The 20,041-nt window shown below is 46.5% G+C and carries 17 protein-coding genes; 5 read left to right on the top strand and 12 right to left on the bottom strand.

What is annotated here, in order from left to right:
• Position 1 precedes the first annotated feature (1 nt).
• The 5 genes from HB364_RS10860 to HB364_RS10840 are packed head-to-tail and all read right to left on the bottom strand — an operon-like array spanning position 2 to position 2,617.
• Positions 2 to 544: an STM3941 family protein gene (locus HB364_RS10860; protein ID WP_167288006.1), complete on the bottom strand. Its 543-nt coding sequence runs from the start codon at positions 542 to 544 to the stop codon at positions 2 to 4.
• Between the two features lie 26 nt (positions 545 to 570).
• Positions 571 to 951, bottom strand: a complete 381-nt coding sequence (locus HB364_RS10855; RefSeq protein ID WP_167288005.1) for a hypothetical protein — start codon at positions 949 to 951, stop codon at positions 571 to 573.
• 56 nt (positions 952 to 1,007) lie between these two features.
• Positions 1,008 to 1,526, bottom strand: coding sequence for a 3'-5' exonuclease family protein (locus HB364_RS10850; protein ID WP_167288004.1), 519 nt, complete (start codon positions 1,524 to 1,526; stop codon positions 1,008 to 1,010).
• A gap of 22 nt (positions 1,527 to 1,548) precedes the next feature.
• Positions 1,549 to 1,896, bottom strand: a complete 348-nt coding sequence (locus tag HB364_RS10845; protein ID WP_167288003.1) for a VOC family protein — start codon at positions 1,894 to 1,896, stop codon at positions 1,549 to 1,551.
• Between the two features lie 4 nt (positions 1,897 to 1,900).
• On the bottom strand, positions 1,901 to 2,617 hold the full coding sequence (locus tag HB364_RS10840) for a hypothetical protein (protein WP_167288002.1): 717 nt from the start codon (positions 2,615 to 2,617) through the stop codon (positions 1,901 to 1,903).
• Positions 2,618 to 2,992: 375 nt separating this feature from the next.
• Here HB364_RS10840 and fbaA point away from each other — a divergent pair, with 375 nt between their 5' ends.
• The 3 genes from fbaA (at position 2,993) to HB364_RS10825 (ending at position 6,915) form a co-directional block, all read left to right on the top strand.
• A complete protein-coding gene (gene fbaA / locus HB364_RS10835) occupies positions 2,993 to 4,060 on the top strand; it encodes a class II fructose-bisphosphate aldolase (protein WP_167288001.1) in 1,068 nt (355 codons plus the stop codon).
• A gap of 187 nt (positions 4,061 to 4,247) precedes the next feature.
• On the top strand, positions 4,248 to 5,306 hold the full coding sequence (locus HB364_RS10830; protein WP_167288000.1) for a class I fructose-bisphosphate aldolase: 1,059 nt from the start codon (positions 4,248 to 4,250) through the stop codon (positions 5,304 to 5,306).
• A gap of 241 nt (positions 5,307 to 5,547) precedes the next feature.
• Positions 5,548 to 6,915: a hypothetical protein gene (locus HB364_RS10825; protein WP_167287999.1), complete on the top strand. Its 1,368-nt coding sequence runs from the start codon at positions 5,548 to 5,550 to the stop codon at positions 6,913 to 6,915.
• A gap of 15 nt (positions 6,916 to 6,930) precedes the next feature.
• Here HB364_RS10825 and HB364_RS10820 read toward each other — a convergent pair whose 3' ends face one another.
• From HB364_RS10820 to pafA, 6 genes are all read right to left on the bottom strand, one after another.
• Positions 6,931 to 7,413 carry a hypothetical protein gene (locus tag HB364_RS10820; RefSeq protein WP_167287998.1) on the bottom strand — a complete coding sequence of 161 codons (483 nt, stop codon included), beginning with the start codon at positions 7,411 to 7,413 and terminating at the stop codon, positions 6,931 to 6,933.
• Positions 7,414 to 7,559: 146 nt separating this feature from the next.
• Positions 7,560 to 8,048, bottom strand: coding sequence for a hypothetical protein (locus tag HB364_RS10815; protein ID WP_167287997.1), 489 nt, complete (start codon positions 8,046 to 8,048; stop codon positions 7,560 to 7,562).
• Between the two features lie 171 nt (positions 8,049 to 8,219).
• Positions 8,220 to 9,026 carry a M57 family metalloprotease gene (locus HB364_RS10810; protein ID WP_167287996.1) on the bottom strand — a complete coding sequence of 269 codons (807 nt, stop codon included), beginning with the start codon at positions 9,024 to 9,026 and terminating at the stop codon, positions 8,220 to 8,222.
• 372 nt (positions 9,027 to 9,398) lie between these two features.
• Complete coding sequence (locus tag HB364_RS10805) at positions 9,399 to 12,269, bottom strand: M16 family metallopeptidase (protein WP_167287995.1); 2,871 nt, start codon at positions 12,267 to 12,269, stop codon at positions 9,399 to 9,401.
• 236 nt (positions 12,270 to 12,505) lie between these two features.
• The gene (locus HB364_RS10800) at positions 12,506 to 14,893 is read right to left on the bottom strand and encodes an ABC transporter permease (protein WP_167287994.1); all 2,388 of its coding nucleotides are present in this window, start codon (positions 14,891 to 14,893) and stop codon (positions 12,506 to 12,508) included.
• Between the two features lie 218 nt (positions 14,894 to 15,111).
• Positions 15,112 to 16,764: an alkaline phosphatase PafA gene (gene pafA, locus HB364_RS10795; RefSeq protein WP_167287993.1), complete on the bottom strand. Its 1,653-nt coding sequence runs from the start codon at positions 16,762 to 16,764 to the stop codon at positions 15,112 to 15,114.
• A gap of 293 nt (positions 16,765 to 17,057) precedes the next feature.
• On the opposite strand from pafA, the gene HB364_RS10790 reads away from it, so the two are divergent.
• Both HB364_RS10790 and HB364_RS10785 read left to right on the top strand, forming a co-directional pair.
• The gene (locus HB364_RS10790; protein WP_167287992.1) at positions 17,058 to 18,314 is read left to right on the top strand and encodes an aminotransferase class I/II-fold pyridoxal phosphate-dependent enzyme; all 1,257 of its coding nucleotides are present in this window, start codon (positions 17,058 to 17,060) and stop codon (positions 18,312 to 18,314) included.
• A gap of 198 nt (positions 18,315 to 18,512) precedes the next feature.
• Entirely contained in the window at positions 18,513 to 18,947 is a 435-nt protein-coding gene (locus HB364_RS10785; protein ID WP_167287991.1) for a hypothetical protein, read from the top strand.
• 485 nt (positions 18,948 to 19,432) lie between these two features.
• On the opposite strand, the gene HB364_RS10780 is transcribed toward HB364_RS10785, so the two are convergent.
• Positions 19,433 to 19,960 (bottom strand): thioredoxin family protein, encoded by a 528-nt coding sequence (locus HB364_RS10780; protein WP_167287990.1) that lies wholly within the window; start codon positions 19,958 to 19,960, stop codon positions 19,433 to 19,435.
• Positions 19,961 to 20,041: the final 81 nt, after the last annotated feature.

Genomic DNA, 20,041 nt, shown 5'->3' with positions numbered 1-20,041 from the left:
ACTATCCTTTACCTGGGCCTACCCTTTCTGTAATCAGTTTATGCAATTCGTCAAAAGTGATCTTCAGGCCATTGGTATTTAATGTTAAAGGGGAGCCATATAGCTTGAAATTCACCTGCATCATTTTTTTCTTAAAAACGCCTTTTTGCCTGTCAATGTAATCCTGCGGGTTCTTAACATGCAGTAAAATAAAGTGTTGCTTTTGAATAGTAATTATCGAAAAGTCATTAATATCGGTCCACAATATTTGCCCTGCAGATACCGCACTTGAATTATCTGTTAACCCGGATTCATCCATAATCAGTCCAGGTTTGTTATCCGGCAATTTGCGTAAAGCATACAATGCACAAATGCCAAAAAAAACGATAGCAGCAATCCCTATTATGATAACCACTGTAGGATTGCGCAATGGCCCTCTGCTAAATTTGTCTGGTTCCATTACAAACCAAACTCCCAGCACCACAAATACAATTGAACCAATGAGTATTAATGTTATTTTCTTTTTACTTAAAGGGATTTCTATGCTGTTTTTTGTTGGGGTCATATCAAAAGAGTTTAGCTACATTTTACTTATTGAGACTTCCAGATATCGTACCCTTCCAAGTCCTCTTTGGTAACTGCTTCAAAACCTACAGGTATCGGCTTCCAGCCGTCAAATTCTTTTCTTGCTAAGGGCACATGCCCTATACCAACCTCCTCTCCATCATTTATTGAACCCAAACTTAAAGTCTTTACATCAATTGTATCGGGACGTTGGTCATACTTGTTTTTATAGATTTTGACATGCGCCATCTCATCGTCAATAACAAGTACTTTTATAACGCCAAATTTCCCTTCACCGTCTTCGACGGTACAAATTGAACCGGCCTTTATACTGTCTTTTTGGTTACCACAACCAGGTGCCATACTTGATATAAAAATCAACAGGAAAAGTGTTAATGCTTTTGTCATAAGGTTGTTTATTTTAAAAGGTTGCCACTTGTATGTTGGCATGAATTGATTATCTGTCAGAATTTTATCTTAAGACCAAACTCTTTTTTGATGGTGAGCAAGGCCTCAGCATTCCCTTTGGCGTCATCCACGGGATGGTGGGTATGGGCGGTTTGCCGCAGGTGTTTAAAGTTCTTAAAAGTATCCTTCACGATCCCTTTATACAGGCTGCCCAGGTTGTAGGAGCTGTGGCCAAAAGGATTGGAGCCGGTAAAGTGATGAAAGTACCAGCAGATAAACATCCAGTCAAAGCCATTGTTATCGCTTATGAAGACAGGTCTGTCTTTTGCCACCTGTTGTATCCAGTTGCCGAATTTCTCCATGACTGTTTTGGGATCATCAAAGTCCATGGTTTGTTCCCTGGTGAAACCGGAAACGGCCAATGCTTCCGGAACGAACTTTTCCGAGATGGGTTTGAGTTGACCATAAAAGGTTTTGTTCAGCCCTTCCTCCACTACCACTGCTCCAAAGCAGATCATGGAATAGTCGCCCGGAATGGGACCGTCGCTTTCGATGTCTACCATGATGTAGGCCATAATAATAAACTATTAATTCAGATTAATTTTTATACAATTCAATCTTCCGGCCATCCGGGTCAGGAACAACTGCCATGTAGCCAAAATCGGTTTGTACCGGCTCAATTGAAAAGACAATCTTATTTTCTTTTAATATGGTAATCTTTTTATCGAAATCTTCAATACCAAAGCCTAATCGTAAGTGTTTGTCTGCTTCCTCCTGGCCTTTAGCCAGCGGATAAATCTCCAAAACAGTGTGTCCAAGGGTTGTGGAATAATGGTAAGGCGAATTACCATGTTTATGGTAGTCAAAAACAAGACCTAATAAGGCATAAAAGCCAGCCAGTTTTTCAGGGTTACTCGTCCGGACAACAATAAGTTTTAATTCCATATAGTCATTTCAGTGCGATGAGGGTAGTGTCTTTAGTGATCATTAGATTTTTCGTAATATCCCTATTTGTTTCACCACCATTGTGGACCTTTATTGTTCGTATTTGCTGAACAAGGTAATGCTTACCAAACGGCCTGACTATTGAGCAGTCAAATTTTCTTTCAATGGTATCACCCTTCTTATATACACTTCCCAGGCTATCCTGACCGCAATCTATAACGGAAGTAGAGCGGGCCGAATAGAGCATATGCCGGTCACCGCCTTTAAAATTAAAGATATCGTAACTGTCATTACATTCGCCCATCCATGTCGTACCAGACTCACAGACGATGTCCTTTATCCCATCATTGTCTAGGTCAAGCATATCAAAATCCCCTATCTGGCCGGCCCACACAATACTGAGTGAATCCAAACAGGAGAATAAAATAAGCAGATTGTGGGCTGTTCCTGCCGACAAGCCAGCTTCGCCTCCTATGAATACCAGCCTGTTCTTTGTGGTCGTATTTGTAAAGTAGTCTTCTGTTGTAAGATATTCTGTTGTATCAATATCTGACAAGTTCCAGATATGTTCATTCCCTTTGTTTATTACAGACCGGGCAATTGAGTCAATAAATTGCTTATCCAAAAGCAAATGGCAACTGAAATGAACTTTCTGTTTTGCGGGGGGTAGTCCACAACTGAAAAGAAAAATGACTGCTGCCAGCCAGGTCAACATTCTCATAAAATAGGTATGTTTTCTAACGGTTTCAGGCGCGCGCTGAAATTATCATTTTTCACCCGCTTGTACAAGTTATCAGCAGGTTATAATATTCCTTTTCTGGCTGTTATTCCACTACTCAAACAGCGTAGAGCTTTCGAATAAAGTAAACTGCATGCCTGCGGGATCTTCCATTCGTACCACTTTGCTCCAGGAGGCTTGTTTGATGGAGGCGAGTTGGGTGCTTAAGGTAAGTATAAAGCAGCCCAGGAGCATCATTTGACCAATCCCCACTATTTCTTATCTTCGCGGCGCATTTAAGAAACAGTGCATCTTTTTAAATAAATCGTAAGAATCGTAACCACTTATTAATCAAATAAAAGGAAAAACAGCAAAATCATGAAGAAATATAAAGCCGGCGTGCTATTTGGCGAAGAATTAGAAGCCTTGTATAAAGACGCAAAAGAGAACCAGTTTGCCCTGCCGGCCGTGAATACCATTGGCACCGACACGATCAATGCCACCCTGGAAACGGCTGCCAAGGTAAATTCCCCGGTTATTATCCAGTTTTCCAATGGCGGCGCCCAGTTCATCGCCGGTAAAGGCATGCCCAACGACCAGTTGCAGGCCAATATCTCCGGTGGTATTTCCGGCGCCCTGCACATCCATAATGTAGCTAAGTATTACGGCGTTCCCGTGGTACTGCATACCGACCATGCCGCCAAGAAATGGCTGCCCTGGATAAGCGGACTGCTTGATGCCGGCGAACAATTCTATAAAGAGAAAAAGCAACCCCTTTTCAGCTCCCACATGCTGGACCTTTCTGAAGAGCCTATTGAAGAGAATATCCATACTTCTGTGGAGTTTTTCAAACGCATGCAGCCTCTGGGCATGGCCATTGAGATTGAGCTGGGTGTTACCGGCGGTGAAGAGGACGGCGTAGACAACAGCGGCATCGAGAATGACAAGCTGTATACACAACCTGAGCACGTCGCTTTTGCTTATACCGAACTGAGCAAGGTAGGTCGCCTGTTTAGCGTGGCAGCCGCCTTTGGTAATGTACACGGTGTGTACAGCCCCGGCAATGTGGAACTGCGCCCTGAGATCCTGAAGAACAGCCAGGTGTATATTGAACAGCATCTGAAAACAGGTCCCAAGCCTGTATATTTCGTATTCCACGGCGGTAGCGGCTCACCCCAACACCAGATCCGGGAAGCGATCGGCTATGGCGCTATCAAGATGAATATTGATACCGACCTGCAATGGGCTTTCTGGGAAGGCGTTCTGGGCTTCTACAAGAAGAACGAAGCGTACCTGCAAGGCCAGTTGGGCAATCCTGAAGGAAAGGACAAGCCTAATAAGAAGCATTATGATCCCCGCGTATGGCTGCGCAAAGGCGAAGAAACGTTCATTAAACGCCTGGAAACAGCTTTTGAGGACCTGAACTGTATTAACAGGAACGCATAAGATTTACAAAACATTCATTGATAAAGGGCTATGGTTTGAAGCCCGTCAACAGAATGGCAACATAGTTTAAAAGTCCCGCCCCTCCGGCGGGACTTTGTTATTTTTTGTTTACCTGGGGGGTATAGCACAAGTATTGCAGGGGTTGTACTTTCGAACTGCCGACTTTTATTCATTTTCAAACTTTGTTATGCCATCCAAGAAAATTACAGACCTGCTGGGTGATAAAGCCGCTTATCTTTTAAGCCACCAGTGTAACACCATTGACAAATCGACCATTTCCCTCCCCTCCCCCGACCATGTAGAGAAAAGCTGGATCAACAGCAACCGCAGCAATCCTGTATTGCGCAGTATTCAAACGCTGCTGGGCCATGGCCGCCTGGCCAATACCGGCTATTGCAGCATTTTCCCGGTAGACCAGGGTATTGAGCACAGTGCCGGATCGGCCTTTTCGCCCAATCCCATTTATTTTGACCCGGAAAATATTGTAAAGCTGGCCATTGAAGGCGGCTGTAATGCAGTAGCTTCTACGTATGGCGTACTGGGCCTGATGAGCCGCAAGTATGCGCATCGCATCCCCTTCGTGGTAAAGATCAATCACAATGAATTCCTGAGCCTGCCCAATAAGTATGACCAAACGATGTTTGGCACGATCAAGAGCGCCTGGAATATGGGCGCTGTAGCTGTGGGCGCTACGATTTACTGGGGATCGGCAGAAAGCGCCCGCCAGTTAAAAGAAGTAGCCCAGGCTTTTGAACATGCCCATGAACTGGGTATGGCCACGATCCTGTGGTGCTATACCCGTAACAGTGGCTTTAAGGTAGATGACGTGGATTATCATACTTCTGCCGACCTTACCGGCCAGGCCAATCACCTGGGTGTTACTTTACAGGCCGATATTATCAAGCAAAAATTGCCTACCAATAATGGCGGTTACCTGGCTACCAAACACGGTAAAACATCTCCGCTGGTATATGAAAAGCTAACCAGCGATCATCCCATTGATCTTTGCCGTTACCAGGTATTGAACTGCTACAGCGGCCGGGTGGGATTGATCAACAGCGGCGGTGAAAGCAAGGGCGCCAATGACCTGCAGGATGCTGTGTATACTGCCGTAATCAATAAACGCGCCGGTGGTATGGGACTTATTTTAGGGCGAAAAGCTTTTCAGCGGCCCTTTAAAGAGGGTGTGGAGTTATTAGAAGCTACACAGGATGTATACCTGGATAAAGGTATTACTGTGGCTTAACCAAGGTGAGCCGCCCTTTGACAAGCTCTGGGGGACAAAGACATTTTCTACAAAGCTTTTGTTTCTACAAAAGCTTTGTATATTTTACGCCGTAAAACGCTCACTTAATTTTTTAGTTTTGAACCAATTGTTTGTACGCTTTCAATCGCTGTCCGCTTCCCAAAAACGATTTTTTGTTCTACACTTATTGGTCACTCTTATATTATGGGTCTTTGTATGGGTGCATGGTTTTACCATAGATATGACACATGATGAAGCGTACTCTTATTACCTGGTAAAAACAAATTATTTCATTGCCATGTTTGGTACAGCCAATAACCATTGGCTGAATACTTTCTTTATGGAAATATTCAACATGGTTTTTGGTGATACCCCGGGCGTCATGCGCCTGCAATGTATCCTGGCCTTCCCGTTCTTTGCATTCGCTATCTACCGTTTAAGCAGCCTTATTAAAGGCTTATCCGGCCAACTTATTTTCTATGCCCTTGTGTTATTCAATCCATATATCCTTGATTTCTTTTCACTGGCGCGCGGCTACAGCCTGGCTATGACCTTCCAGGCATGGAGTATCGTTTATTTTGTAAAAGCCGCCCAAACTTCCTTTCAATATCGCCCATGGCTGATGGTCATCATTCTGAATGCGCTGGCTTTAGCCTCTAATATTTCCTTTTTTTATACGGTGGCAGGGATGGCAGGTTTATTCGTATGCCAGTTGGCAATCAGTAAGTATGTGAACAGAACGCCTATTCATAAAACAACTTCGAGACTCTTTCTGCTGTATGTACTTCTGATGATTGTTACTATTGCCGACCTGCTTTTCTTAAAGTATTACGGCAAAACCCTCTACTTCGGAGGCGAAACAGACCTCATGGAATCATTGGTTGAAACCACCTGGGAGGGCAGCCTGTACCGGGCATCGTATAGCTACCTGTCGCCCGTACTTACGTATGTTTCCTGCTTCCTGCTGGTAATAGTATGCACCTGGTACACTTTCAGGTGCTGGTATAGTAAAAAAATCAGCACAGGGTTTATCCTATGCCTGCCTTTCGTAAGTATTGTTGTGCTTAATGTCCTGTTTCATCTGTTGTTGAAGAACCCTTACCTGTCTGAACGAACAGCCCTGCAATGGTATGTGCCGGGTATTTTGCTCATCTGCTTTGCCGGAGGCGAATACCTGTCTTTCCCAAAAACGTTCCGGTTCCTGGGTACAGCAACAGGAATGGTTGTATTTTTTGCCGGGGCAGCACATCTTTATCGCAATGCCAACAGGCACTTGTGCTATGAATGGCCCCTGCAAACGAATTCGCAACAGCCCGTGTTGGACCTTTATGCACAAAAACCCCAGCATCCCTATATGGGTTACTCCACTGCAGGCGTATATGTCAATTATTATGCACTACTGTATGACCTGCAACCCAAGGCGGAATATTTACCGGAAATAGACGTTCACAATACAGGTACTCAACTCCGGGACGCTTTACTTAAAAGTGATTATGTCATTTCGTATTACCCGTCTACCCTATCCTGCCTGCAGCAACTGGGATTACGGTACGAGGTATTGAAAACTTATCCGCCTGGTAATAACAAGCTGATCAAGATCTACCATTAAAGAAAAGTCTCCTTCCTATTTGTTTTTCCCTTTGCCTTTTCCATGGCCATGTCCTTTTTTAGCAGCATTTCCTTTGTTGCCGGGATGACCTTTTACGACGTAATATTTAGAATCGCGGCTGTCGCGGATAACCACTTGTTTGCCGCGTGTTCCTTTGTAGTTAGCATATTTGACCTTATGATCGGCAAAATGCACATACGGCCTGGGTTCATTGATCACCACTTTATAGCCTGTATACAGATCATAGGTACGGTAGCGGACGGGCAGGCTTGTAGCAAATATCCAGTTGCCACCACTTAAGTAAACAAACTGCCTGCGGGGCACATAATAATAAGCTTCCACATCTGGCAGGTAGTAGTATTCCACTACATCATAGCCAACAGGCCCCCACAAGGGTTGTGTACCAATGTTGACACTTACGCTTACCTGGGCGGAAGTTTGTTGATTGGTCAGGGCTAATCCTGTTATTAGCAGGCATGCCGACAATAAACGTTTCATATACAAAGTGTTTTAGGATTCACTATATCCTCTTCAAATCGCATGCCTCTTCATGGCAATAATTGTTAATATATTGATAGTCTAAGCAATAAACCTGCATGGCATGAAAAAGCCCCCGCTAAGCAGGGACTTGTAGTCTACTATATTTAGTCCCAATCTCTGTCCCTTCCATGGCCTCTGCCGTGTCCACGACCGTGCCCATGTCCACGACCACGGTGGTGATCGCGACGATCTTCATAGTAGCGTGGTCTATCGTAATCACGGATACATTCCTGGCGGCCGCGCCAGTTCCTGTAGCGTGCATACCTGTCTCTGTGGTCATAAAAATGATCATAGGGCCTGGGTTGATTGATGACTACTTTGTATCCGCTGTAGAGATCGTACCCGCGGTATCTTCCGGGCAGGCTGGCGGCAAATACCCAGTGGCCGGCATCGAGGTAAATAAATTGCCTGCGTGGTATGTAGTAGTAAGCTTCCACATCGGGCAGGTAATAGTAATCGGCCTGGTCATACCCTACCGGTCCCCATTGAGGTTGTGTTCCGATGTTGACACTTACACTTACCTGGGCTGAAGTATGCATCGCGGAAATGGAGCCAATCGCTACGAGCAATAGTACTGAGGATATACGTTTCATAATCTATTGATTTGGTTCTGCCCTTATAAATCCAAAGGATATGCCTCTTTGTATTGGAAATTTGTTAATACAGGAACCCTTAACATAGTATAATCACAAAAAAAGCCGGCAATTAAACTTACCGGCTTTTGTGTAGTCGTCCCTGCACAAGGGGGAATAGATGATTTACAATTAATAGACGTAGTTCAAAGCAGTGATGTCGCTGCTGATGAACGGACGGTTTACGCCATTGCCAATACAGGCGAGCATCCAGGAACCCGAAACAGCATTGGTAGTGGGTGTACCGGGAATATGGATGGCGCCAACGCCTGCCTGACCTTCATTCACTGCAGAACCGCCACAACTATAGGCACGATTGGCATAGTCGGTATGACGGTAGCCAATACAGTGACCTATTTCATGGGCAATGATAGAAGTAACGGTGTTGATGTTCCAGGTATCGAGGTAACTCCTGTTCACCAATACGGAACCATAAGGATTACCACTGGAAGAAGGGAAACCGGCAGAAGCGAGGTAACCAGCTCCGGAGGGCGCCGGATTGATCACGATGTTACCACCGGAAGTAACCCTGGAGAAGGTAATACGCAGGCCCAGCGCATTGTAACGGCTGATGGCTGAATTAAGCGCCGTGGTATAACGGGCAGGCAATGAAGAATTAAGGCGAACGGTAATGTTGCGTGGAAGACCGGTTACCGTATTGGTGGTACGGTACTGCTCTTCATCACCTACACGTATGAGCTTACGATCGGGTGAAGAACGCAGGTCCTCTTCGGTAATTACGATATCACCTTCCACCAGGTATCCTTCCGGATGCCGGGCTACGTTCTTGTTGCCAAAACCTAATTCATAGATCTTGTCCAATACTTGTTGTGAAATCGCTTCCTGGGGGAGCGGTGTTTCCTTTGCGTCTTTCTTACAGGAAAAAAATACTGCTGTGAGCAGGGCAAATAGGGCTGCCACTTTTAGAAGACTTCTCATGTGCTTTTGTTTTTTTGGTTAACAAAAAATAGAATAACAGGTATGCAGGGTTACTACACACAAAGTTGGTGGGAGTAGTTGCTAATCAGAGAAAGTTGCTAACAAATAAAAAGTGAAACGTTTAGGGGAAAAGAATAGTCGAACGGGTATACTTCTAAGTTAGTGTGAAAAAGAAGATGTTGGAATATTTTTATAGCAACGGAGTTGCAAGAAAGAATCCAGTATTCAGCATCCAGAATAATACAGTTCCTGATTGCATTATTCTTTTTGCTTCAAAAGCTTCTGAATTCTGGATTCTCTAAAAGAATAAGCCCTGACAATTGAATGACAATTATCAGGGCTTATTATTAATTAATTGTAAAGTACCGGTTGCTAAAACCCTTTCTTCGGGGTGTCGCCACCTGCTGTTTTAGTGCCGTAGTTTTCCGGCATCTGTACAGCATAGAAGTGGTTCTTGCCATCGAGGATGAGCTTGGCCGCCTGCTGCACATCTTTTGGCGTGAGCTTTTTAATGTACTTCTCCGCATTGATAAAGCGGTCCGGATCATCTCCTTTGAATTTGATATCGAGGAGCGCGTCGAGCCAGGTACCGTTCTCTTTCATCTTCACTTTGTTCTGTTCGGTCCATTGGGTCTTCACTTTGTTCAGGTAGCTGGTATCGGGTCCTTTGGCAGCCATATCGGCAAATTCTTTCTTCACTGCTTTGAGCAGGGTATCTACTTTTTCAGGTCCGCAGGGCAATTGCAATACAAAGCTGTAGTTGGTATAAGGATATTTTTCCAGGCCGCTGAAGGTACCGCCGCCGTAGATACCCTGTACTTTTTCCCGCAGCTCTTCAATGATGCGGATGTTCAATACCTCACTCAGGGCCTGTGTTTTGAGGTCCATGTCTTCTGTGTAAGGCACTTCGCCTGTATAGAAAGCCAGGATGGTGCTCTTCTCTTCTTTGCCTTTATTGACTGTCAACTCTTTTTTACCGGTCACAGGACGCACTTTGTTGTCAACAAAGGTGAACTTTTTACCGGTAGCGGGCAGGCTGGCGATGTAGGTTTCAATGAAAGGAATGATCTCTTCTTCCCTGAAGCTGCCTACGAAGGCAAAGTTCATCCCACTGGCATCACCAAAACGCTCTTTGTAAATGGCCAGTGAGCGGTCGAGGTTGATCTTATCAAAGAAGGCGCTGTTGGGTACTGTTACCGGCGCCAATGGGTTGTTGCTGTACAATGTTTTGTACATGGTATCAATGAACACAGCCTGCGGGTTGGCACTTATGTTGGCAAACTGCGATTTGTTGCGCTGCACATAAGAGCGGAACAAAGCCGTATCCTTGCGTGGTGCTGTAAAGTAGAGGTAAGTAAGCTGGAACATGGTTTCCAGGTCTTTGATGCTGGAGTTGCCCCGTACACCTTCTGATATACCGCTAAAAGAAGGCGTTACGGTAGCTGTTTTACCGGCCAGTACTTTACGCAGGTCGGTGGGCGAAAGGTCCCCTATACCCATGGTGCTTACTATCTGCACAGCATATTCAGCATTGTATTTATCGGCCAGGCCATAGTTGTTCTTTCCACCGGGACGGCTGGCGCCCATTAAGATCTGGTCGTTTTTGAAATCAGTGGGTTTCAGTGTTACAGTCACCCCGTTGCTCAGTTTGAGTTCGGTAGTACCCAGCACGGTATTTTTAGTTTTAGACACTACTTTACCAGCTTTAGGCGTGGTACTCATTAAGGTAGTGGCTATTGCTTTTTCCTCGTAAGGCTTGATGTCTGCTTTTTCTTTGGCGTCAATGATGGCCAGCAGGTCCTTTCCTTCCGGGAGTTTGGTGTCGGCCTTTGGCTCTGGTCCGGTTACGTATACAAAACGGTTCTTGTCGTCTTTGAATTTTTTGGATACCGCGTTGACCTCTTCGAGGGTAATACCGGGTACGAGGGTCTTTACGTATTCATATTCCTTGTCGATGCCCGGAATCGGTTCCTGCTGCAGGAAGTGGTTTACGTATTCATCCACATAGTTATCGCTCTCTGTTTTATCGCGGTTGTTCCAGGCGCGCTCAAAGTTGGCTTGCATTGATTTTTTGGCGCGCTCCAGTTCAGCGGCTGTAAAGCCATAGCGTTTTACCCTTTCAATTTCTTCTACCAGGGCATTGAGGGATTTGTTGACATCGCCGGTGCCGGCCGCCGCAAAGGCGCCAAAGGCATCATAGCCGCGGGCATAGGAACCAAAGCTTACAGAACCATAGATGAAAGGTGGATTCTCTTTCTGGGTAAGCTCCTGCAGGCGTTGGTTGGTGAGCGATACAAACATTTGCTTTACGAGGTGATCACGGTAACCGCCCACTGTGGAAGAAGGCACGTCTTTGAAAGCGGGATAGTTGATGGATACCGCGTAGCTGGTCGCTTCTTTATCGGTAACTATCATGGCATCATTGGCAGCATAGGCAGGCACATCGGCGTATTCCCTTTTGCGGGGAGCGGTGGGATTGGTCATGCCGGCAAAGTGCTTGCGGATCATTTGTTCTGCTTTGGCCGGTTCGATATCCCCTACCACGATGACCGCCATGAGGTCCGGACGGTACCAGTCCTTGTAGAAACGGCGGATGGCATCGGGCTTGAAGTTGCGGATGATGCTGTCTATCCCGATCGGTAAGCGTTTTGCATATTTGGAACCTTCAAAAAGTTTGGGATAGATCTTTTTGAACATCCTGTCGTTGGCACCTTTACCCATGCGGCTTTCTTCGAGGATGATGGGCCTCTCGTTGTGAATGTCATCATCGAGGTAGGTAACGTTGTGCGCCCAGTCTTCCAGCACCTGAAAACCTTTTTCGAGGTTGCCGGGCTTATCGGTAGGGATGGGCAGGATGTATACGGTTTCATCAAAGCTGGTATAGGCGTTGAGGTCATTACCGAAACCCACGCCTATGTTCTGCAGGAAAGAAACGATGTCATTTTTCTTGAAATGGGTAGTACCATTGAAGGCCATGTGCTCGGCCATGTGCGCCAGCCCTTGCTGATCATCGTCTTCATTAATAGAACCGGCATTAAGTACCAGTCGAAGTTCTACTTTCTGCTCAGGCTTTTTGTTCTGGCGTATGTAGAAGGTAAGGCCATTGTCGAGCTTACCGATCTTCACTTTGGGATCGACCGGTAAGGTTGTAGTGAGCCCGGATTGGGCGATGGATTGCCCGGCAGTAAAGCTGACTACCAGGAGAAAAAGCCACCGGGAAAAGGCAGCAAAGGGTTTGTTCATAATCATGTATGTTTTAATCGGTACAAAAATATCAGTCCCCCGGAAGAAAACACACCCTTTTATAAAAATGCTGCAACTATTTGGGTATTTACCCAGTTACGGGCTCGATCATGGTAATTATATAGAAATCAAATATATAAGAATGCTTAGGGCACAAGTACCCTGCACACTTAGCCGGACTGCATACTTGCGCCAGCGTTGTGAAGAAGGATGGTGTGACGTTGAAAACGGGGCCTCTATTCTGTACGCAGGCTTTTTACCGGGTTGGCCAGTGCCGCTTTGATGGCCTGCACGCTTACGGTAAACACGGCGATACACACGCCGATGAGCGCCGCCATTGCGAACAGCCACCAGTGTATATCCGTGCGGTAAACAAAGCCCTGCAGCCATTGCTGCATTACGAGGTAACCAATGGGCACGGCCATGAGGGTACCCAGGAGTACAGGGCGCAACAGGTCTTTCGTGAGCAGGAGGACAATATTACTTACCGAAGAGCCCAGCACTTTGCGTACTCCGATCTCACGGGTGCGCTTTATCGCAGTGTAAGAAGCCAATCCAAACAAACCCAGGCAGGCTATGACGATGGCTATAATGGAGAAGATACTCAACAGGGTTTCCTGGCTGGTCTCTGCTTTGTAGAGCCTGTCGAACCTTTCGTCGAGGAAATCGTATTCAAAAGGATGATCGGGCGCATTGGCAGCATATATCTTTTTTATGCGTTCGATGGCCGACTGCAACTGTGCCGTATGCAACCGCACCAGCGCCAGGCGCCTGTCGCCTTTTTTGGTAGAGATGACCAGCGGCCCTATGACTTGCTTCATGGAAGTAAAATGATAATTTTCCACTACACCTACAATGGTACGACGTGCACTGTCGGCCGATATATTTTTTATCCATTTGCCTACGGCCTGTTCCGGCGTAGTATAACCCAAGGTTTCCACTGCCGCCCGGTTGATCAATACTGCCTGTACTGAGTCTGTCGGGTATCCCGGGGAGAAATCCCTGCCCGCTATTATTTTCAATCCAAGGGTACCTGCATATTGAAAATCGGCAAACTCTGTATTGATCATGATCTTCTCGCCGGGTTTGGCTTCTGCTTCAAAGCCATAGCCATCGTGAAAACCTCCTGGCTCACCGCTCATGAGCGATACGTTTATTACCGACTTATCGGCCTGTAACTGGTTCTTGAATGATTCCTTATTGTTCCATATCGCGCTATTGTCGAGCCTTACGATCATGGACTGTTCTTTATTGAAACCGAGATCTGCTGTTCTTACATAATGCATCTGCTTCATCACGATTGTTACGCACACGATCAATAATACAGAGATGCCAAACTGAAATACCACCAGCACTTTGCGGAACATGGCCCCTCCCTTCCCCACCCTGAGCTTGCCTTTCAGGGATTCAATGGGTGAGAAGGAAGACATGAGGAGCGCCGGATAGCTACCCGCCAGTACGCCTACTACGAGGATGATACCAGCTACGCAGGCATAGAACCAGGGATTGTTCCAGCCTGATGGGAGTTCATAACCCAGGAAATTGTTATAGGCCGGCATCAATAGTTTTAAAGTCAGCGATGCCAATCCCGCTGCTATGGTAGCCATGAGCAATGATTCGAAGATGAACTGGCTGGCCAGTTGTTTTTTTACTGCGCCCAACACTTTCCTCAGTCCTACTTCCTTCGACCGGTCGGTAGCCCTTGCGGTAGCCAGGTTCATGAAGTTGATGCAGGCGATCACGAGGATGAGCACGGCTATGCTCATAAAAATATATACCATTTTGCGGTTGCCATGCTTCACGGGGTCCCAGGGTGATTCACCTTCAAAGTAGATGCCTTTGAGCGGCTTGATGGTAAGGTCTATCTTGAACCCATTCGCCTTACAAAAGGCTCCCATGTACTTGTTCATGAAGGCGGGGAATTGTTTTTCCAGTTGCTCCGGCTTTACAGCGGGATTCAACTGCACATATGCATACAACCCATTATTGGGCCATTGGTTGAAAAAAGGGGTGTTGTGCCAACGGGTATTGGGGATCACCATATCGAATTCCAGGTGTGAGTTGACAGGCACATCTTTGGCAATACCGGTTATTTTAAAGCGACGTTCTTTATTGAATTCAATCTCTTTTCCAATAGGGTCTTCATTGCCAAAATACTTTTTGGCAGTGGTCTCGGTCATCACCATACCTGAAGGATCATTGAGCACCGTTGCCGGGTTGCCTTTCAGCAGGGTAAAGCTAAAGAAGGTGAAAAAGTTACTGTCGACCGATATGATCTTTTTCTCATTGAAGGAGATATTCTTATACGTGATCAGGTCATTCCGGGGAGATACACGCATGGTCTGCTGTACCGCATCCGGATAATCATTGTGCAGGGCGGCAGCGTAGGGCGGCGAAACCCAGGGTATATATTTTGTCGTACCCGACTGCTGGCTTACCCGCATTACCCTGTAAATATGGTCGCCGTTCTTATGGAAGTTGTCATAACTGAACTCACTTACGATAAACAGGAAGATCATGAGGCAACAGGTGATGCCTACGGTAAGGCCGAGGATGTTGATGAGGGAAAACAGTTTTTGTTTCCGGAAGTTCTTTACTGCCAATAGCAGGTAATTCTTCAGCATGACAATTTGGATTTACTGTGTACAGAAAACGATTTTGTACCAAAGTGAATGCCGGATTGCAGTAACTTATTTATCATGAAGTTATATCAACCGGAAACAGGCAGGTGTCCGGTTTTGTTACAATGGGCGTACGGATTGGGCGTGGTTTTTAAAGACGCAGCGTCCCCGTTGGGAGACGCTGCGTGGAAATATTAAATAAGTTGGAAATGTACCACCCCCTATTTCATTACTTCTTCTACTACTTTGCCGGTGGCGCCATTGGGCATTTGGATGTGCAATAAGGCCGCGATGGTAGGTGCAATGTCGCTCATGTAGGTTTCGCGGTTGGTGCGGCCAGGTTTGATGCCCCAGCCATAGAAGAGCATGGGTATGTGCGCATCGTAAGGATTCCAGAGGCCGTGGGTGGTGCCGGTGGCGCCGCCATCTATCCAGCCTGGTTGCAATACGATCTGGATATCACCATTGCGACGGGGATACCAGCCATTGACCATCATTTCACGTTGTGTGGCTGTGAGTGGCACCGTCATGATCTCATCGATGGCAAAAGCACGGGATATGCCTTCCTGTTTGCCGAGGTAGTCAACAATCCATTGTTTAATGGCTTTTTTATCCAGCTTCAGGGAATCCATCAGGCGGTGGTTCAGGTGTATCTGGTAGTTATAGGTGCTGGAAATGATTTTAGCGGTGATGCCAAAGTTCTCCTGCAAGCCCTTGGCTATTTCTGTATTCCAGCGATCATCCTGGATGGTACCTGTGGGCAATTTGTTTTCTTTCATGAAGCCGGGCACATGCGCCACCCCATGATCGGCGCTCAGGAATACGAGGTATTGTCCTTTGCCCACTTTCTCATCGAGGAAGCGGAAGAAGTTGCCGAAGGTAGTATCGAGGCGCAGGAAGTCATCTTCCTGTTCAATAGAGTTGGGGCCAAAGGAATGGCCAATGTAATCGGGCGAAGAAAAGCTGACTGCGAGGAAATCGGTGATGTCATCAGCACCCAGTTGTTCATTCACCACTGCTGCTTTGGCTATTTCGGCTGTCATGGAGTTACCATACGGCGTGCTGGCAATGGTACCATAGTTTTTACCAATGAAACGCTTGAGATCGTAAGGGAATCCTTTCTGATCAGTGCCGAATGATTTGCCTTCATAAGGCTTTTCATCGGCCGTGCTTTGCAGGTATGTTTCTTTGGGATACAGGAGGTTCCAGTCGAGCGCGTAATATTTGTCGGCCGGTTTGGTGGCATTGTAATCTTTCACCCATTGCGGCAGGTCGTTCATGTAGTAAGTAGAAGTGATCCAGTTGCCGGTGCGGCTATCGTACCAGTAAGCAGCATTGGCGGTGTGGCCGGCCGGTAAGATACCGCCGCGGTCTTTGATGGCAATACCAATGACCTTACTCCTGAAGTTGGTAGCCAGGCGCAACTCATCACACACTGTACTGGTGAGCATGTTGCGGGGGCTCATTTCGCCAGTGCTGCCGGTAGAGCCTACTGATTTTACAGTATTGTCTTCTGTACAGTATACACTGCGTTGCATATCCCTATCCCACCAGGCATTGCCGGTAATGCCATGAATGGCAGGCACGCTGCCGGTATAGATACAGGTATGACCACAAGCTGTAATGGTGGGTGTATAAGGAATGAGGGCATTTTCGCAGGTAAATCCCTGTTGCAGGAAACGTTTAAAACCGCCATCTGCTTTGTAGCGATCATAGTAGCGATACAGGTAATCCCAACGCATTTGGTCCACTACAATGCCCACTACCAGTTTAGGACGGGCGGGCACATTGACATCGGTGGTCTTTGCTCTGCGCTGAGCAAAAGAAGTGCAAACGAGGATACAAGCAAGGGACAAGAGGAGTAGTTTTCGCATGCCGGCATATTTTCCGGCAAAGATATAGGCAGGTGCCAATTGGCATATTAAAATTTGATCAACAAACCGTTGCGTGGAATCTGAAGTCTGAGGTCTGAAGTAGGATAAACGAATCAAACGCTCAGACCTCAGACTTCAGATTTTAACATTCTTTCAACTTATGGGTTCAAAATCAGTCCCGTACTGTATTTATTGACATTAATGTGAGCATTTCGTATACCAGCCATTGCACCAAAAACGTTATTTTTGCCCCTTGGATGATCATAATCAAACCTTTAACATAAATCCATAATATGGCAGACATTTTCGAAAGATTGTTGAAAAACTATGGGCCTATCGGCCAACACCGTGAACGTGCGCATGGATATTTCGCCTTCCCCAAGCTGGAAGGAGAGATCGGCAGCCGTATGAAGTTCCGGGGTAAGGATATGATAGTATGGAGTTTGAATAATTACCTGGGACTGGCCAATCACCCTGAAGTGCGCAAAGCCGATGCAGAGGGAGCCGCCCAGTTTGGCCTGGCTACCCCGATGGGTGCACGGATGATGAGCGGCAATACGAATTACCATGAACTCCTTGAACAACAATTGGCCGAATTTGAAAGCAAGGAAGACGCCATCCTGCTGAATTTTGGTTACCAGGGTATGGTGAGCATTATTGATGTACTGTGTGGTCGCCATGATGTGATCGTATATGATGCGGAAAGCCATGCCTGTATTATAGATGGTTTGCGCCTTCACCCCGGCCACCGTTATGTGTTTAAGCACAACGACCTGGAGGATTTTGAAAAGCAATTGCAACGTGCCAGCGCTCTTGTAGAGAAGCAAAAAGCCGGTGGCATCCTGGTGATCACAGAAGGTGTGTTTGGTATGGCTGGTGACCAGGGTAAGATCAAAGAGATCGTTGACCTGAAGAGTAAGTATGACTTCCGCCTGCTGGTGGACGATGCCCATGGCTTCGGCACCCTGGGTGAAACAGGCGCCGGCGCCGGTGAAGCACAGGGCGTACAGGACCAGATAGACCTGTATTTCTCCACGTTTGCCAAGTCGATGGCCTCTATCGGCGCTTTTGTAGCCGGTCCCAAATCGATTATTGATTATATCCGTTATAATATCCGCAGCCAGATCTTTGCCAAGAGCCTGCCCATGCCACTGGTACTGGGTAACCTGAAGCGCCTGGAATTGCTGCGCACCCGTCCTGAGCTGAAGAATAAGCTGTGGGAAAATGCCCTGAAACTGCAAAAGGGGTTGAAGGAAAAAGGTTTTGATATTGGTAAAACAGATTCTGTGGTAACGCCTGTGTATATGAAGGGCGGCGTGGAAGAAGCCACTGCGATGGTGATGGACCTGCGGGAGAATTATGGTATTTTCTGTTCGATCGTGGTATACCCTGTTATTCCCAAGGGGCATATTATTTACCGGCTGATCCCGACAGCGGCCCACAATGATGAGGATATCCGCCTCACGCTGAAGGCCTTTGAGGAGACGAAGAAGAAGCTGGATGCCGGCGACTATAAGGTAGAAGCGATTCCCGATATGGCAGAAGCTTAATATATTGAATGTCAATAATAAAAGGGTGAATTGATTTATAGCAAACCAATTCACCCTTTTTTTGCGCCTGTCCATCTGTATAAAGGGGCTGTTCATCGTTTTTCGGGCTGTTTACTGGCATATCCCTCGCCTAATGCGTATTTTGTTACCACGATAGCCAGTGATCCATGATCCACCACTTCCTTAAACCCAATTCCTATGCGCCCAGTACTTGTCTTACTGACAGGTTGGCTTTTGAGCAGTGTTAGTCTGCATGCCCAGCGTAAATTACCCACCGACAGCGTAGACGTAACTATTCGTCTTACCCATACCGCCAGCGCCCCTTATACCGATTCAGTACTTGTGATTTTTGACCGGTACGATCATTCCGGCGCCGGGATTATTAAGAAGGTGTATCACCCGGTGAACAATGAGATCGTTATTCCGAAAGTACCTCCTGCCCGCTATTATATTGAAGTTTCCTGCCTGGGCACTCAACGGGAGCAATTTAATGAACTGACTTTTGTCAATAACCGGCGCAGCAATGTGTTTACTTACCGGGTGAAAAGGCCCGGCACATTTACCCCGGGCCTGGCTACGATCCCGGTGGAGCCTGTTGATTTTAGTAAGTTGAGGATCCTTAAAGGGAAATAGGGTAGCCCCTACGGGGCAAAATACATTTGTGTGGTGTTTTTTTCTACAAAGCGATAGCCCCTAAAGGGGCATTAAGTAGTGTTGTCAAAGGCAACAAAATAAAACTTCGAGACTACAAGCCCTCGCATAGCGTCTTCGCGTAGGGGCAAAAAAAGAGTCCCGCCTTGCGGCGGGACTGCACTAATCAAATACCATTAACCATTAAACCTTATCCTATGAAAATTCAAATATAAGATGATAGTGTTGAAACAATAGTTGCATTCCACGCTTTTTTTTGCGCGTATTTGATTAAGTTGATTTAAGTCAACCCACGTATAGGGGAATCGTTAACAGCCTTGTTAATGCAAACGTTTGCGTGTTGGATTATTTGTATATAATTCCTTGCTAAACCGTTATTCTTATCGTGTTTACACGTGACGGATTTTCACCCTGTCTTAACCGATTTTAACATTTTACTTTTAGGGCTACCTCCCGGATTCAATGCACTACCAGGTGGCTTTAAAGCTTTTTTGGAACTCATCAAATCCTTTCTTGCCATAGTGGCCTTCCCCAAAATATTTCACCAACAATTCCAGCTCGGCAGGGGTCAGGTAGCCGGGCACGGCCTGGGGTTCTCCGTCGACCGGAATGATGACCGTGGTGGGATAGGACAACTGACCGCGGGTAAGGTAAACGGCAAAGTCATTGGTGCGGTAGTTCTGGTTGAATGTATAGGCCTTACCATTCCAGGTAATTTTTTCTTTTGACTCGGCGTCTACTTTGGCTGCATAGAATTTGTCCTGCAGGTAGGCGCCCACCTGTTTATTGGCATAGGTTTTCTTATCCATGACCTTGCACCAGCCGCACCAGTCGGTATACAGGTCTATGAGCACCGGCCTTTTCTGCTTTTGCAGGCTGTCGGTCACCTGCTGCAGGGTGAGCCATTTTGTTTTTGATTGGGCTTCCACCGGTCGCTGGCCGCAGGAAAAAACAGTGATCCAGGTAAAGAAAACAAGTAGTTTCAGGGTTTGCATACTTACTTTTGTTTTTTTAAAGTTACCTATGTCTTTGAGGCTTCGACAAGCTCAGGGTGACAAGGCTCTGACATTTTAAAG

The sequence above is a fragment of the Paraflavitalea devenefica genome, from assembly GCF_011759375.1.
Lineage (GTDB): Bacteria > Bacteroidota > Bacteroidia > Chitinophagales > Chitinophagaceae > Paraflavitalea > Paraflavitalea devenefica.
This window is presented reverse-complemented; position numbering and strand designations above follow the sequence as displayed.